The following is a 14,120-nucleotide window of genomic DNA, read 5'->3' on the forward strand; positions in this document are numbered from 1 at the left end:
TCCGAACCGGAAGGAAGCGCGAGCGTGATCAAGTGGGTGTCCATCGAGCGCACCGGTCCGCGTCCCGTACCCAGGCCCGTGGCCACACCACTGGTGTGGGCTCTGACCGGCGGCACCGCCCTGCTGCTCGTGGCGCTCGTCAACGTCCTGCTCGGACCGGGCCGCCCCTGGCTCGCCCTCACCGCCCTGGCCGCGCTCGCCACGGCGCTCGGCTTCTGCGCCCGGTTCACCGCGGCCCCCGGCACCGCCGTGCTGTGCTGGCTGTTCCTCAACGGCTTCGCCATTCCGCCCGCCGGCAGCCTCAACTGGATCGGTCACCGCGACACGCTCTGGCTCACCTGCCTCCTGGCCGCCACCCTCGCCGGCACCCTCTGGGCCCGTGTGACCCACGCCCGGGCCGCGTACCGCACGATCACCCCGGCTCCGGCCCCGCGGACCACACTGAGCGACGACCCCCTCGCCCGCTGATCCGAGTGCAGGGGGCCCGGGCGGCCCCGCTGGTTCGAGGAAGCGGGGCCGACCCGGAGAGGGAGAGACCGGCCGCGGGGTGTGCACTCCCCCGTACGCTCATCACGCGACAGGTGCCGCGGCCGGTCTCACTGCTCGTAACGAGCCACGATCCGCCATGTTCCGCCCCGGGGCGTCGGGTTGACGAACTGCACCGGACTCCCCGGCCGCCTTCACACGGCGGGCACGCGGGCCGGCGCCCGTTCAGCCGACGGTCGCCGACTCCCCCATCGCCACGCATCTGGTCGCCCCGGAGGACCTGGAGGACCCCACCCCATGAACACCGACAGCGCCAACACCCCCGCCAGCCCGCGATCCGCGCACACCGCAACCCCCGCGGGACGGCCCCGGGCCCGCGCGCTCGGCATCCCCTTCGACGGCACCCCCGGCCCCTGGAACGCGGTGACCGATGTGCCGGGCGTCGAGGTCGGCCACGTCACGCTCGTCGAGGGCGAATCGGTACGCACCGGGGTCACCGCCCTCCTGCCGCGGGGCAAGGACGCCGTCGGCACCCCCTGCGCCGCGGGCTGGTACTCGCTCAACGGCAACGGCGAGATGACCGGCACCACCTGGATCGAGGAGACCGGTGCGCTGACCCTGCCGGTGTGCATCACCAACACGCACGCGGTCGGCACCGTGCACCGCGGCGTCGTGGACTGGGCGGCCGAGCGGCATCCCGCGCTCGCCCGGCAGTGGCTGCTGCCCGTGGTCGCCGAGACCTGGGACGGCTACCTCAACGACATCAACGGCCCGCACGTCCGTACCGAGCACGCCGCCACCGCCATCGAGGCGGCCACCCACGGACCGCTGGAGGAGGGTTCGGTCGGCGGCGGCACCGGCATGAACTGCTATGGCTTCAAGGGCGGTTCGGGCACCGCGTCCCGCGTCGTCGGCTACGGCCCGGACCGGTACACGGTGGGCGCGCTCGTCCAGGCGAACTTCGGCGACCGGCGCGAACTCGCCCTCGCCGGAACCCCGGTCGGCCGCCACCTGCTGGACGACAACCCCATGGAGGACACCGACTGGCTGGCGCCCGGCGGCGCGGGCTCCGTCATCGTCGCGATCGTCACCGACGCGCCCCTGCTGCCCGGCCAGTGCAAGGCGCTGGCGCGCCGCGTCCCCATCGGCCTCGGCCGCACCGGTACCACCGGAGGCCACTTCTCCGGTGACATCTTCCTGGCCATGTCCACGGCCAACGCGGGCGCGCTGGCGAGCGCCTTCCCGACGGGCGAGCCGACGGCGGACGACTACGACGTCATGCGCAGCATCCCTTGGGGCCGCATCGACCCGTTCTACGAGGCCGTGGTCCAGGCCGTCGAGGAAGCGGTCGTCAACGCCCTCGTCGCGAACACCGAGATGACCGGCCGCGACGGGCACCGCACCCCGGCGCTCCCCCACGACCGGGTCCGCGAACTCCTCAAGGACCGCATCGACGGGGCCGCGGGAGGCGGTGCGTGACCCTTCGCCTTCCGTAACGGCCGCTACCGCGCACGGAAGCGCCCCTCCGCCACTTCCTCGACCCGCCCCTGCCCCGCCAGCCGGTCCAAGTGCCGCAGTGCCGTGCGCAGTTCGACGGCGTGTATCTGGGGCCCTTCCACGTGCGGCCTGTACACGAGCCGATGGTCGGCGATCTCGTCCGGTGCGCGCGGTTCGCTCAGAAAGGCGAGCAGTGCGGTGTCCCGTTTCTCCACCACGGCGGCGTAGGCGGCAAGTCTGCGCCGGAACTCCGCCGCGCCCTCGATCACGCCCTTCTGGTGCGCGGTGCCGTACCAGCGCGCCTCGATCTCCGCGCACCGCCGCATCGACGCCTCGAAGTCGACGAGGCTGCTACCCACGTCGCCGTAGTACGGGCCGAACGACGTCAGGTCGATGTCCGCGACGAACAGGAACCCGTCCGGTTCGACGAGGAATCCGCTGTGGCCCGCGGTGTGCCCCGGCAGGTGCACGACGGTCACCGTGCAGCCACCGAGGTCGAACACGGCGCCGTCCTCGAAGCCCTGCGCGTCCGGGCGGCCTTCCACGTGGAACTCGTCGCGCATCGTCGCGTCGACGGCCTTGAGCGTGTCCTCGGGCAGACCGAGCGCCGCGACGAGACCGGCGCGCGAGCGCAGCGCGCCGAGGTCGTCGTGATGGACGTGCACCGGTACGTCGTAGCTGCCGAGGCCGGCGATGTGGTCCTCGTGGCCGTGGCTGACGAGGACGAGGTCCGCGGGTGGCGCGTCGTCGACGAGCGACAGCGAGGGGTCGACGACCAGCGCGGCGTCCGTGCCGCGTACGAGCAGCGAGTTGCCGTACGGGTAGGCGCCGCCGCGCGCGCCCACGAGGACGTCGACCGCACCGTAGGCGGCAGGGGTGTAACCGGTGGTGGTGCGGGGGTCCATGGTCACCGTTTCTGTCGAGGCTTCTGCGACACCGATACCTGTACCCGTTACCGCATCACGGATTTCCGCATCTCGGAACGGGGCGTCATCCCCGCTCCCCTGCTCTGGCGGGCCTGGCGGCGGCCCGCGCGGTCAGCCGCGCAGGAAGTACAGGACGGTCGTGGTCGCGGCGGTCGTCAGCAGGATTCCGCGCAGCAGCCGGGCGGGGAGGCGGCGGGCCAGATGGGCGGCCGCGAATCCGCCTGCCACGGCTCCGATCAGCATGGCGATGAGCAGGCGCGGGGCGCTCAGCGCGTCCGAGGCGACGAGGAACAGCACGGTCGCGCTGAGGTACATGGCCGCGAGCTGGGTCACCCGCATCGGGTTCCCGGCCGCGGCGTCGATACCGAGGCCGATGTTCCACAGGGCCAGCATCAGGATGCCTACGGCTCCGCCGAAGTATCCGCCGTACACGCCGAGGAAGAACTGGCCGACGAGGACACCGCCGGCGCTCAGGCCGATCGAGCGGCCCAGCACACGGGTCAGCGCCCGCGACAGGTGCTGGCCGAAGGCCAGAACGAGCGTGGCGAACGCGAGCAGCCACGGCACCGCGGCGTCGAACGAGGCCGCGGGCAGCACCAGCAGCAACCCGGCGCCGACCGCGCCGCCCACGACACTGACCGCCGTCAACGCCCTTGTGGACGCGGGCCCGACGGGCGCGAGATCGCGCCGGTACACCCACGCGCTGGTGACCGCGCCGGGCACGAGGGCCACCCGCGACACGGCGTTCGCGACCACCGGTGGCAGGCCTACGGCGACGAGTGCGGGCAGCGCTACGAAGGTGCCGCCACCGCCGACGGCGTTCAGGGCTCCGGCGGCGAGGCCCGCGAGCAGGACAAGAAAGGTCTCCATCACCGGCCGAGCATCACCCGTGGACGATCGACTCCACAATGCGGAATCGACGATGGCAGCCCACGGCAGAGCCGAAGGCTGAGCCCCGGGCTGCGACTCATCCGGTGGCCCGTGCGGCGGCTTATAAGGTGACCGCGTGCGCTACGACCTCGACGACCTGCGTCTCTTCCTCCACATCGTCACAGAGGGGTCGATCACGGCGGGTGCTCGGCGCATGCACCTGAGCCTTCCCTCGGCCAGCGCCAGGGTCCGCTCGCTGGAACACCACGCCGGGGTGGATCTGCTGGTGCGCGGCCGTCGGGGCGTACGACCTACTCCGGCGGGCACGACGCTGGCGCGCCACGCACGCGAGGTGCTCGACCGGACCGCGCGGCTCGACAGCGCCGTCGCGAGCTACACCCGCTCCCCGAACGCCCGACTAACCCTGCTGGGCGGCGGATCCGCGATGCACCGGCTCGTACCGCACGCCCTGGTCTCGTTCCTGCGCGCCCATCCGGACACCGACGTCACGGTCTCCGAGAGCCGCACCCCCGAGACCGTCCGCAGGCTCGCCGACGGCGATGCGGACCTCGGGATCGTCATCGACGACGAGGCCGGGGAGAGCGGTCTGCGCACGGAGCCGCTGGGCGACGACTCCCTCGTGGTGATCGGCCAGGTCGGCGGAGTCCTCGGCGGACGGACCGCGCTGACGTACAGCGAGGTCGCCGAGCATCCGCTCGTCGGCCTCGACGCCGGCTCGTCGCTGCGCCGCTGGATCGAGCGGCGCCTCGGCCCGCACGCCCCGGTGGTCCGCCACCGCACGACCGTCGCCGACTTGGGTGTCCTCGTCTCGCTCGCCGCCGCAGGCGCCGGGCTCGCCGTCGTGCCGCGCCGGGCCATCGATCCGCGTCAGCCCCTCGACGTGTGCACGTTGCAGGATCCGTGGGCCCGTCGACGCCATCTGCTGGCCCGGGGCGTGGGGGACGGCGCCGCGTCGCCCGCGGCGGAGGCGCTCGCCGAACATCTGCGCAACGCGGCCCTGGAGACGTGAGCAACCCGCGGTCGATGGGCGTTCCGGCGAAAGAGCCGGTCACTCCGGGCTAGATTCGGACACCGCAATTCAACGGACACCACATTTCAACGGACACCGCATTTCAACGGAGCAGGGCTGCCGGGGAGGCATCGCAGTGAGCAGTGAGCGGTACGTGGTGGGGCTGCAGGACGTCGACGCGTCGCAGGTCCCGGTCGTCGGGGGCAAGGGCGCGCACCTGGGCGCCCTGTCGCGGATCGAGGGCGTGCGGGTGCCGGCCGGGTTCTGCGTGACGACGGCGGCCTTCCGGCGGGGCGTGGCGGCGGCCCCCGCGCTCGGCGACCGGCTCGACCGGCTGGCGCACATCGGCCCGGACGACCGGGAGGCGGTCGGTGCGCTGAGTGCGGAGATCCGCCGGGCCATCGAGGAGATCCCCGTTCCGGACGACCTCGCGTCGGAGATCACCGGCGCGCTCACCACCGGGCTCGGTGCGCAGGCCCCCTGCGCCGTCCGCTCCAGCGCGACGGCGGAGGACCTGCCGACGGCCTCCTTCGCGGGCCAGCAGGACACGTATTTGAACGTCGTCGGGGCGGAGTCGGTCCTGCGGCACATCAGCATGTGCTGGGCCTCGCTGTTCTCCGAACGGGCCGTGGCCTATCGCCGGCACGCCGATATCGATGACCGTACGGTCGACATGGCCGTGGTCGTGCAGCGGATGGTCGACCCGGTCGCGGCGGGCGTGCTGTTCACGGCCGATCCGGTCACCGGCCATCGCGGGGTCGCGACCGTCGACGCCGGGTTCGGCCTCGGCGAGGCGCTGGTCTCCGGGCTGGTGAACCCGGACGTGTTCCGGGTGCGGGACGGCGAGGTCGTCGACCGGACCATCGCCACCAAGCGGCGTGCCCTGTACGCCGTCCCGTCCGGCGGCACGGAAGAGGTGGAGGTCGACGTGCGGCGGCAGGAGCAGCCCGCGCTGACCGACGCTCAAGTCGTGCGGCTGGTCGAGCTGGGGCGGCGGATCGAGGCGCACTTCGGGCGCCCGCAGGACATCGAGTGGTGCCTGACGGACGACGACGCCACCGGCGGCGACGGCAGCGGCGGCGATGGCAGCGGCGGCGACGGCGACGGCGAGTTCCAGATCGTGCAGAGCCGGCCGATCACGACACTGTTCCCCGTCCCCGAGCGCGACGACCGGGAGAATCACGTCTACCTCTCCGTCGGCCATCAACAGATGATGACCGACGCCATGCGACCGCTGGGCATCTCCGTGTGGCAGCTGACGGCCATGGCTCCGATGCACGTGGCCGCCGGTCGACTGTTCGTCGACGCCACCGCGCGTCTCGCCACGCCCACCGGCCGCGCCGCGCTTCTCGACCTCGTGGGCAGGGGCGACCCGCTGATCAGGGACGCCCTCGAAACCGTCCTCGACCGCGGCGACTTCGTGCCCTCGCGCCCGGACCCGGCGCCCGCCGCACGCCCTGCCGGCGGTCCGCCCGCCCCGCTGGAGACCGACCCGGCCGTCGTCGCCGGGCTGATCGAGCGCAGCCAGGAGTCCGTCGCCGCCCTGGAGCGCGCCATCGGGTCGAAGACCGGACCGGCCCTGTTCAACTTCCTGCTCGAAGCCTTCGAGGAGCACAAGCGGGCCCTCGGTGATCCGTTGAGCATGCGCGCGATCATGGCGGGGATGGAGTCGACGTGGTGGCTCAACGACAAGCTGTACGAGTGGCTGGGCGAGAAGAACGCCGCTGACACGCTCACGCTCTCCGCCCCCGGCAACGTCACGTCGGAGATGGGCCTCGCGCTGCTGGACGTCGCGGACGTGATCCGTCCGCTTCCGGAGGTGGTGGCCTTCCTCCAGGACACCGAACGGCTCTCGGACGACACCTTCCTGGACGAACTGACGAAGCACGCGGGCGGACCCGAGGCACGCGAGGCCATCGAGGGCTACCTCGACCTGTACGGCATGCGCTGCGTCGGCGAGATCGACATCACCCGGCCGCGCTGGAGCGAACGCCCCACCACGCTCGTGCCGGTGATCCTCGACAACGTACGCAACTTCGAACCGGGCGCCGCGACCCGGCGGTTCGAGGAGGGCTTGGTGAAGGCGCGCGAGAAGGAGCAGGACATCCTGACACGCCTGCGCGCCCTGCCCGAGGGGGACGACAAGGCCGACGAGACCAAGCGGATGATCGACCGGGTCCGCACCTTCATCGGGTACCGGGAGTACCCCAAGTACGCGATCATCCGGCGCTACTTCGTCTACAAGCGGGCTCTGCTGGCGGAGGCCGAGCGGCTGGTCGAGGCGGGTGTGCTCGCCGAGCGGGAGGACATCTACCACCTCACCTTCCAGGAACTCCACGACGTGGCCCGCTCCCACCGGGTCGACGGGCGACTCGTCCAGGAGCGCAAGGACGCCTTCCGCACGTACCAGTCGCTCACCCCGCCGCGCGTGCTCACCTCCGACGGCGAGGCCGTCAGCGGAACGTACCGTCGCGAGGACGTACCGTCCGGGGCCCTGGTCGGCCTGCCGGTCTCCGCCGGGACGGTGGAGGGGCGGGCCCGCGTGATCCTCGACATGGCACGGGCCGACCTGGAGGCGGGTGACATCCTCGTCACGGCCCACACGGACCCCAGCTGGTCGCCCCTGTTCGTCGGCATCGCGGGCCTGGTCACGGAGGTCGGCGGCCTGATGACGCACGGCGCGGTGATCGCCCGCGAGTACGGTCTTCCGGCCGTCGTGGGCGTCGACGGGGCCACGCGGCAGATCCGGGACGGCCAGCGGATCCGGGTGCACGGGACCGACGGCTACGTGGAGATTCTGGAGTGAGGGGCACCACCCGACGAGCAACAGAGCTTCGACGAACCATCGCGATACAAAGGCACACGTGACAGACCAGCCCGACACCACCACCCAGCGCGCGTTCATCGCCCTCGCCCCGCCCGACGAGGCGAAGGAGGAACTGGAGCGTGCGCTGCGCCCGGCCTACGACGCGCAACAGCGTCTGCGCTGGAACCGCATCGAGGACTGGCACATCACACTGGCGTTCCTCGGCGAGCAGTCGCCGGAGACCGTGCTGCGGCTCCGGTCACCGCTCGCCGACCTGGCGGCCGCCCACCCCTCCCCCGAACTGGCTTTGCACGGAGGCGGGCACTTCGACGAACGGGTGTTGTGGAGCGGCGTGGAGGGCGACCTCGCGGGGCTGCACCTGCTGGCCGAAACGGTCCGGAAGCAGGTCAGGGCCTGCGGGGTCGACTTCCCCGAACGCCCGCTGCGCCCGCACCTGACACTGGCCCGCGCCCGCCGCCACGACACCGTGTCCGTCCCGGCGGCTGCCACCGTCCTGGCCGACTTCAGCGGCCTGCGCTGGCGCTCGCTCCGTCTCCACCTGGTCGGCAGCACCCCCGGAAACACCCCACCGCCGCGCCGCTACCAGGACATCGCGGCGTGGCCGCTGGCGGGTGGGCCCGAGTAACCGTCGACCGGGCCTCGTCCGTCGAACCGGGCCTCGTCCGTCGTCCTACACCTCGTCGGCGGCGAACAGTTCGAGGTGTCCGCACTTGGGGCAGCGCAGCGCCTCTATGCGCCGCCGAGTCCGGCCGAACCGCTTGGCACCACCGAATATCCCCCGCTCCAACGCGCCTTCGATCCACCGCGCGTAGCCACGCGAGTGCTCCCCCGCGTCCTCGATGAATCCGTCTTGCAGTCCGCCGGTGCCGCAGTGCGTGCAGGTGTTGTCCATCACCGGGTCAGTTTAGGAGGCGGGGTCACGTGGTCCCGAGGGTGGTCACCGAGGGCGTCGTACTGGTCGGCGGCCACGTGACCACGGTGTCGAGGGTTGGTGGCCGGTATCCGGGGCCCTTGAGTACCTTGCCGTCGGCCCGGCGCAGGACCCTTCCGTCGGCGTCGAGCTTGCTCATGTTGGATCGGTGTACCGCGTCGAACACGGCCGGGAGGTCGATCCCGAGGGCGTCTGCGGCGCCATAAGTGACGTACAGAACGTCGGCCAACTCCTTGGCCACCGCCTGGTAAGCGGAGAGCGGGTCATCGCCGACCCGCAGGGCTGTCGCGAGTTCAGTGAGCGCTTCGGCGGCCTCCTGCGCTTCTTCGGTCAGCAACGTCGCGCGATGTTCGGCCAGTTCGGGGCACTCCGCATCGGCCGAGCCATCGAACGTCTCGCGGAACTCGGCGACGCGGCGCATCGGTTCGTGGTCCATGTGTCGACCCTAAGCGTTCCGGTTCGGAAGGCAGACACGATTCTGGTTCAGTCGGCGCAGGGCGTGCCGATCGGGTGCCCGGAGAGGGCGTTCGGGGCCGCGGGGCGTATCGCGACCATCGCTGCCGGCAGGCGCAGCGAGGACCTCGTGAACGGGTCCCACAGGGTCAGTTGGCCATTGACCGCTCCGAGTGACGCGTACCAGTGTCTCGTACGCAGCGGTTCGACGACGACCGCTATGCGGGACACCTCCACCACCGGTCGTACGCATACCGGTTGGGGCCGGAACCCGAGGTAGCCCTTCGGTATCAGCCCCGCGGACATGTCCTCGTTCGCCTGGCGGCCCGCGGCGAACGGGTCGCCAAGCACGGCCTCCGTCACGGACGGCACCCCTGTGCCTTCCCGTACCCGCTCGGTGCGTGGGCATGCCACGCACCGAGCGGGACGAGCGATCCCGCAGGGGGCAAGTCCCCTACGCGTGCGTCTTGTTGGACTCACCCGACGTCAGGTGCCGGGCGAAGAAGTCGCCGCAGTCCTCCAGTTCGAACCATGGGGTGTCGAGGTGACCGCCCGCGTTGGCGTGCAGTGTCTTCTCCCTGCTACCGAAGGCGTCGTACAGGTCAAGGGCCCGCTGCCGGGGGTTGCCCTCGTCGTCCCACTGCAACAGGAGCAGCAGCGGGATGGTGACCTGTGGGGCCTCCTCGCGTCGGGCGCGGGGCACGTAGCCTCCGGCGAAGAGGCCGGCGGCCGCGATGCGGGGTTCGACCACCGCGAGGCGGATGCCGAGGGCCGTCCACCCCGAGTAGCCGACCGGGCCGTCGATGCCGGGCAGTGCGAGGAGGGCGTCGAGCGTGGTTCGCCATTCCGGTACGGCGTTGTCGACGAGCGGGCCGACGACGGACTCCAGGAGTTCGTCGACCGGCTCGCCGTCGCGGAACGCCTGCCGGAGCGCGGCGCGGGCCTGGTCGAGGGCGGCGGACCGGGGCCGGTCGCCGCATTCGGGGGCGTCGATGGTGGCGACCGCGTAGCCGCGCGCCGCCGTGCGGCGAGCCCTGGCCACCAGGCGGGGGTCCGCCTTCGGCAGGCCGTTGTTGTGGGCCATGAGGATCAGCGGGACGTCCACCGAACCGGATTCCGGCGTCCACAGGGTGCCGGGGATGTCGCCGAGGGTGAACTCGCGCTCGAGGACGCCGTCGTCGAGACGCTCTTCAGAAGTGAAGTGGACTGACGTGAAGGGGGCTGAAGTGAATTGCACGGTCGTGCCTTTCGGGAGGGCTCATGAACGGCGCTCCCGGACGACGACCTGTCGCCCGACCGTGACCCCGGAGGAGAGCACCCATGTCGATTCGTTCACGGGTACCACCTCCTCGTTCTGTCGCACGGCCTCCGGCAGAGTAGCAGCGGTCATTGCGCTCCGCCCACCGGTTTTTGGCGACCGCGCCGCCGCCCCAGGGGCAGCACGGCGAGGATGAGGACCGCGGTGGCGGCGAGTGTTCCGCCGAGGTCCAGGACGTGCGAGACCGCGCCGACCGCCACGGATCCGATGCCGGTGCCGGCGTCGTAGGAGGTGTTCCACACCATGCTGGCCGTGCCGTGGCGGCCGGGTCCCGCGCGCTGGAACATCACGACGAGGCTGTCGTTCTGCAGGACGCCGAATCCCAGCCCGTACACGAGCGCCGCCGCGGCGGCGACCCAGGGCGCCGCCCCCGCCGGACCGGCGACCGCCAGCGCGAATCCGCCGGTGCCCAGCGCGCAGGCCAGGGTCGAGGGCCCGAGCAGTCGTCCGGCTCCGCGCCGGTCGCTGAACACGCCGGCCGCCCAGCGTCCGACGATCACCGCGGTGCTGAGCACGAAGAGTGCCGTCGGCGCGGCCGCTCCCCCGTCGAGGGCGAGCGGGAGGAAGGAGGTCACGCCGCCCAGCGCACACGCGGCGACGATCATCATCGTCCACGGTCCGGCCATCGGGCGCAGGACTTCCGCGCTCGACACCGGGGCGGCCGGAGTCACCGCCTCGGACTCGGCCCCGGCGTGGTGTGTGTCGGCCCGGCCCGAGATGAGCCAGGCCAGAGGCGCGACCGCCGCGCTCAGGATGCCGGTGGCGACGAAGACGGCCGTGAAGCCGAACCGATCGGCACACCAGATCCCCGCAGGAAGGCACACCATCTGCGGCAGCCCGACCGCCATCCCGTACCAGCCGGCCGCCCTGCCCCGCCGGTCCGCGGGCACCAGTTCGACGATCAGCGCGCTGCCCGCCACCGAGACGAGCCCGAAGCCCACCCCGCGCACGGCCGAGATGCCCAGCACCCACCCCAGCTGGGAGGAGAAGGCGTACGCGAAGGTGGGCAGTCCCAGTACGAGGGCGCCCACCCCCAGCAACATACGCAGTCCGAACCTGCGCGTCAGCGCGCCCATCGTGAGCTGGGCGCCGACCGTGGTGGCCATCGTCACGCCGGTCGCGGCCCCGACCCCGGCGCCGGACGCGCCGCCCTCCGCCGACCAGAGCGGCACGACCGAGAGGAGGGGCGCGTAGTTGGAGAACGTGCCGAGGGTGGCGGCCAGCAGGAGCAGGAAGCCGCGGCGCGCGGACATGCCGGGGCGACGCCCTCGGGCTGCCGCCACCGCGGACGACTGAGGGAGGCAGGAGGACATCGGTCCGTTGTAGGCCCCCGGGCCGCGTCCCGTCCAGCGGGGCTTTCGGGCCTTTGCCTGGTCGGGGCGCCACGGGCCGCCGTCGTCACCGAGGTGCGAGCAGTCCCTCGATCGCCTTGTCGAGCCGGGAGGGGTCCACTTCGCTGCCGAACGGCACCAGCGCGTGGCTGCGTGCCAGGTACAGCAGCAGTGCCTGGTGACCGACGCGGACACGGATCGCGCGGCGGTGTTCGTCGCAGGCCCGTATCAGCACTCCGGGCGGGCCGTCGGGCTCGACGACGGGGCGTACCGTCGCGTCACCGATGCCTGCCGGGCCGCAGAGGCCGTCCGACAGCAAGTCCCGCGAGATCTCCCGGTGTTCGGTCGGGCGGTCGGGCCGTGCCACCGTCCAGGAGACGACCAGGGGGTCGTCCGCGTCGTAGCGGAGTACGACGTCGCACGGCTCAGAGGCGTCGGTATTGGTGCCTCTGCCACTGTCACTGTCGCCGCCGGTCGCGACGGTGACGAATCCCCGTAGGATCGCCTTGAGTTGCCTTGCGCTCTCCCTGCCGGGACCCACCTGGACCATCCCCTTCCCCGTTGGCGCGCCGCGTTCAGAGGGAACGGAACGGCGCTCGAACAAACCTAGACACGAGGTCAGAAGTGCCGTTGGCATAGTCCGGAATGGACATCAATCCCACGCAATCTGTTCGACTCTTCGTACACCGGTGCCACAGCCGCCCTACGATGCCGGGGTGCCAGAGCCGACACCGATGAACCGCCGCAAGTGGATTGGCGTATGGGTGGTGCTGTGCGCGTCCGGCCTCGCCGCCACCGCCGCGCTCAACGCCTCCTCAGCCCCGGACGCGCCGCCCGAGAATCGCGTGAGCGCCGAATGTGCCGCGCAGATCGCGGACATCGAGAAGCAACTGGCCAAGGCCAGGCAGGAACAGGAACAGCAGGGCGAGGAACACCGATTGCTGGGCTTCTCCCGTGTTCACGTCGGCACCGAGAACGACTGTCGCGACGAGATGCGCGAGCACTTCGAACGCGATTGACGAAGGCCGGGGCGGATTCCGCGGAGCGTCCACAGCCCGTACAGCGCCAGCAGCGGTTTGCCGACCAGCCACTCGCCGGGACGGTAGTCGTCCGCCTGTACGAGGCGCTCGGCGAGATCCGGGCGCCGCTTGCGGAGGTACGCGCGGGCCTTGAGCGCGTGCGCGGGCTGGGAGACGATCTTGATGCGGTCGACGTCCTCGAGCATCGGGATCACGTTCGCGACGTTCTCCCAAGTCGTCGCGCTCCGGTCCTCAAGGAGCACCGCCCCCTCGAACGCGAGCACCGACCGCGCGTAGTCGGCCATCACCCGGGCCTCCGTGACGCGGCCCCCGACAGCGCCGCCACTGAAGATCACACGAGTACCGCGCCCGTCCCCGGTGGCGACGGAGCGGAGCGCGGCCCGGACGCGCCAGCGGTTGACGAGGTTCGCGCGCGGCTGCGGGTTCCGGTACCCGAGGACGACCACGGCCTCCGATGCACCCTCGGCGCTCCCCACCAGGGTTCGGGACCAGCGCCAGTTCAGCCACTCACCCCACACCAGGACACCCGCCGCCCCTGCCGCCACCAGACCTGTCCACCGTCGCATGCGGCGACTCTAGGACGCCGCGGCGATCCGGAACCTCGGGTGCGCGTATGTGTTCGGATGGGGCCGATATCCTGACGGAATGGCGGAGAGAACCGGCGGTGAGCCGCAGATTGATGGACGCTCCACCCGCTGGGACGGGCACAAGGCGCAGCGTCAGGTCGAGTTGGTGGATGCGGCGGTCGCGCTCATCGAGGAGGAGGGCGCGCATTTCCGGATGCAGCGCCTGGCGGAGCGTGTGGGGCTGCCGAGGTCCGTGCTGTATCGGCATTTCAAGGACCGCGCCTCGTTCGACGAGTTGATCCGTCGGCGGGTCGTGGAGTCGTTCGTGAAGCGGATGGAGCCCACGCTCAGCTTCGAGGGGACGGTCGAGGAGTCCGTGCACCGGGTGGTGGGCGCGCACCTGGACTGGGTGGCGCAGCATCCGCGCCTGTACGCCTACATGGGCGTCGCCGAGCATGCGATGGGAGACGGCTCGCTGGTCGCGGACACCAAGACGGCCATCGCGCTGATGCTGAGCGAGCGGTTCAAGGACGTGCTGCGGGCGCTTGGGGTGGAGGAGACGCCGATCCGCTCGGTGGCGGTCGGCATCGTGGGGTTCGTGGACACCGCGGTCAACCAGTGGATGCGTGATCCCGATCGCGAGCTGTCCGAGGAGGAGTTGCGCGCCATGCTGTGCCGCTCGGTCTGGGCGGTGCTCGACGCGGCGCTGCGGGACTTCGGCGTGGAGCTGTCGCCTGAGCAGCGCGTGTCGGATCTGGAAGGGGCCTGAGGGGACTGCTGCGGAGTACGACGTTCAGGGGCCGCACCACGTGGTGCGGCCCCTGTTCCGTCCTGTGCGGGCTCTG

The 14,120-nt window shown here is 71.6% G+C and carries 16 protein-coding genes; 7 read left to right on the top strand and 9 right to left on the bottom strand.

Going from position 1 to position 14,120, the window contains the following annotated elements:
* The first annotated feature begins 24 nt into the window (after positions 1-24).
* Complete coding sequence (locus ACY34M_RS16580) at positions 25-468, top strand: hypothetical protein (protein WP_462716999.1); 444 nt, start codon at positions 25-27, stop codon at positions 466-468.
* Positions 469-783: 315 nt separating this feature from the next.
* The gene (locus ACY34M_RS16585; protein WP_462716998.1) at positions 784-1,965 is read left to right on the top strand and encodes a DmpA family aminopeptidase; all 1,182 of its coding nucleotides are present in this window, start codon (positions 784-786) and stop codon (positions 1,963-1,965) included.
* A 23-nt stretch (positions 1,966-1,988) separates the two neighbouring features.
* Here the strand turns inward: ACY34M_RS16585 and ACY34M_RS16590 are convergent, their stop codons facing one another.
* Both ACY34M_RS16590 and ACY34M_RS16595 read right to left on the bottom strand, forming a co-directional pair.
* Entirely contained in the window at positions 1,989-2,888 is a 900-nt protein-coding gene (locus ACY34M_RS16590; RefSeq protein WP_462716997.1) for an MBL fold metallo-hydrolase, read from the bottom strand.
* 132 nt (positions 2,889-3,020) lie between these two features.
* Positions 3,021-3,779: a sulfite exporter TauE/SafE family protein gene (locus ACY34M_RS16595; RefSeq protein ID WP_462716996.1), complete on the bottom strand. Its 759-nt coding sequence runs from the start codon at positions 3,777-3,779 to the stop codon at positions 3,021-3,023.
* A 136-nt stretch (positions 3,780-3,915) separates the two neighbouring features.
* Between ACY34M_RS16595 and ACY34M_RS16600 the strand changes: the two genes are divergently transcribed.
* The 3 genes from ACY34M_RS16600 to thpR all read left to right on the top strand — a co-directional run bounded on the left by ACY34M_RS16600 (position 3,916) and on the right by thpR (position 8,261).
* On the top strand, positions 3,916-4,809 hold the full coding sequence (locus ACY34M_RS16600; protein WP_462716995.1) for a LysR family transcriptional regulator: 894 nt from the start codon (positions 3,916-3,918) through the stop codon (positions 4,807-4,809).
* A gap of 136 nt (positions 4,810-4,945) precedes the next feature.
* Complete coding sequence (gene rph, locus ACY34M_RS16605; RefSeq protein ID WP_462716994.1) at positions 4,946-7,615, top strand: rifamycin-inactivating phosphotransferase; 2,670 nt, start codon at positions 4,946-4,948, stop codon at positions 7,613-7,615.
* 58 nt (positions 7,616-7,673) lie between these two features.
* Entirely contained in the window at positions 7,674-8,261 is a 588-nt protein-coding gene (thpR, locus tag ACY34M_RS16610) for an RNA 2',3'-cyclic phosphodiesterase (protein WP_462716993.1), read from the top strand.
* Positions 8,262-8,306: 45 nt separating this feature from the next.
* On the opposite strand, the gene ACY34M_RS16615 is transcribed toward thpR, so the two are convergent.
* From ACY34M_RS16615 to ACY34M_RS16640, 6 genes are all read right to left on the bottom strand, one after another.
* Entirely contained in the window at positions 8,307-8,528 is a 222-nt protein-coding gene (locus ACY34M_RS16615; protein ID WP_462717204.1) for a hypothetical protein, read from the bottom strand.
* Positions 8,529-8,553: 25 nt separating this feature from the next.
* Complete coding sequence (locus ACY34M_RS16620; protein WP_462716992.1) at positions 8,554-9,003, bottom strand: pyrophosphohydrolase domain-containing protein; 450 nt, start codon at positions 9,001-9,003, stop codon at positions 8,554-8,556.
* A gap of 47 nt (positions 9,004-9,050) precedes the next feature.
* The gene (locus ACY34M_RS16625; protein WP_462716991.1) at positions 9,051-9,383 is read right to left on the bottom strand and encodes a hypothetical protein; all 333 of its coding nucleotides are present in this window, start codon (positions 9,381-9,383) and stop codon (positions 9,051-9,053) included.
* A gap of 91 nt (positions 9,384-9,474) precedes the next feature.
* Positions 9,475-10,257, bottom strand: a complete 783-nt coding sequence (locus ACY34M_RS16630; RefSeq protein WP_462716990.1) for a dienelactone hydrolase family protein — start codon at positions 10,255-10,257, stop codon at positions 9,475-9,477.
* Between the two features lie 149 nt (positions 10,258-10,406).
* The gene (locus tag ACY34M_RS16635; protein WP_462716989.1) at positions 10,407-11,591 is read right to left on the bottom strand and encodes an MFS transporter; all 1,185 of its coding nucleotides are present in this window, start codon (positions 11,589-11,591) and stop codon (positions 10,407-10,409) included.
* A gap of 145 nt (positions 11,592-11,736) precedes the next feature.
* Positions 11,737-12,219, bottom strand: coding sequence for an SsgA family sporulation/cell division regulator (locus ACY34M_RS16640; RefSeq protein WP_462716988.1), 483 nt, complete (start codon positions 12,217-12,219; stop codon positions 11,737-11,739).
* 166 nt (positions 12,220-12,385) lie between these two features.
* On the opposite strand from ACY34M_RS16640, the gene ACY34M_RS16645 reads away from it, so the two are divergent.
* Positions 12,386-12,688: a hypothetical protein gene (locus ACY34M_RS16645; RefSeq protein ID WP_462716987.1), complete on the top strand. Its 303-nt coding sequence runs from the start codon at positions 12,386-12,388 to the stop codon at positions 12,686-12,688.
* On the opposite strand, the gene ACY34M_RS16650 is transcribed toward ACY34M_RS16645, so the two are convergent.
* A complete protein-coding gene (locus tag ACY34M_RS16650; RefSeq protein ID WP_462716986.1) occupies positions 12,628-13,275 on the bottom strand; it encodes a YdcF family protein in 648 nt (215 codons plus the stop codon). The genes ACY34M_RS16645 and ACY34M_RS16650 overlap by 61 nt on opposite strands.
* Positions 13,276-13,354: 79 nt before the next feature.
* Between ACY34M_RS16650 and ACY34M_RS16655 the strand changes: the two genes are divergently transcribed.
* Positions 13,355-14,044, top strand: coding sequence for a TetR/AcrR family transcriptional regulator (locus tag ACY34M_RS16655; RefSeq protein ID WP_462716985.1), 690 nt, complete (start codon positions 13,355-13,357; stop codon positions 14,042-14,044).
* Positions 14,045-14,120 lie beyond the last annotated feature (76 nt).

This window comes from Streptomyces sp. EDA2-14 (genome assembly GCF_054963755.1).

Excerpts from the sequence above, each read along its gene's own strand:
- ACY34M_RS16585 (WP_462716998.1), top strand. The coding sequence starts at position 784 with ATGAACACCGACAGCGCCAACACCCCCGCCAGCCCGCGATCCGCGCAC.
- ACY34M_RS16635 (WP_462716989.1), bottom strand. The coding sequence starts at position 11,591 with ATGTCCGCGCGCCGCGGCTTCCTGCTCCTGCTGGCCGCCACCCTCGGC.
- ACY34M_RS16640 (WP_462716988.1), bottom strand. The coding sequence starts at position 12,219 with ATGGTCCAGGTGGGTCCCGGCAGGGAGAGCGCAAGGCAACTCAAGGCG.
- ACY34M_RS16615 (WP_462717204.1), bottom strand. The coding sequence starts at position 8,528 with ATGGACAACACCTGCACGCACTGCGGCACCGGCGGACTGCAAGACGGA.
- ACY34M_RS16650 (WP_462716986.1), bottom strand. The coding sequence starts at position 13,275 with ATGCGACGGTGGACAGGTCTGGTGGCGGCAGGGGCGGCGGGTGTCCTG.
- ACY34M_RS16655 (WP_462716985.1), top strand. The coding sequence starts at position 13,355 with ATGGCGGAGAGAACCGGCGGTGAGCCGCAGATTGATGGACGCTCCACC.
- ACY34M_RS16590 (WP_462716997.1), bottom strand. The coding sequence starts at position 2,888 with ATGGACCCCCGCACCACCACCGGTTACACCCCTGCCGCCTACGGTGCG.
- ACY34M_RS16620 (WP_462716992.1), bottom strand. The coding sequence starts at position 9,003 with ATGGACCACGAACCGATGCGCCGCGTCGCCGAGTTCCGCGAGACGTTC.
- ACY34M_RS16595 (WP_462716996.1), bottom strand. The coding sequence starts at position 3,779 with ATGGAGACCTTTCTTGTCCTGCTCGCGGGCCTCGCCGCCGGAGCCCTG.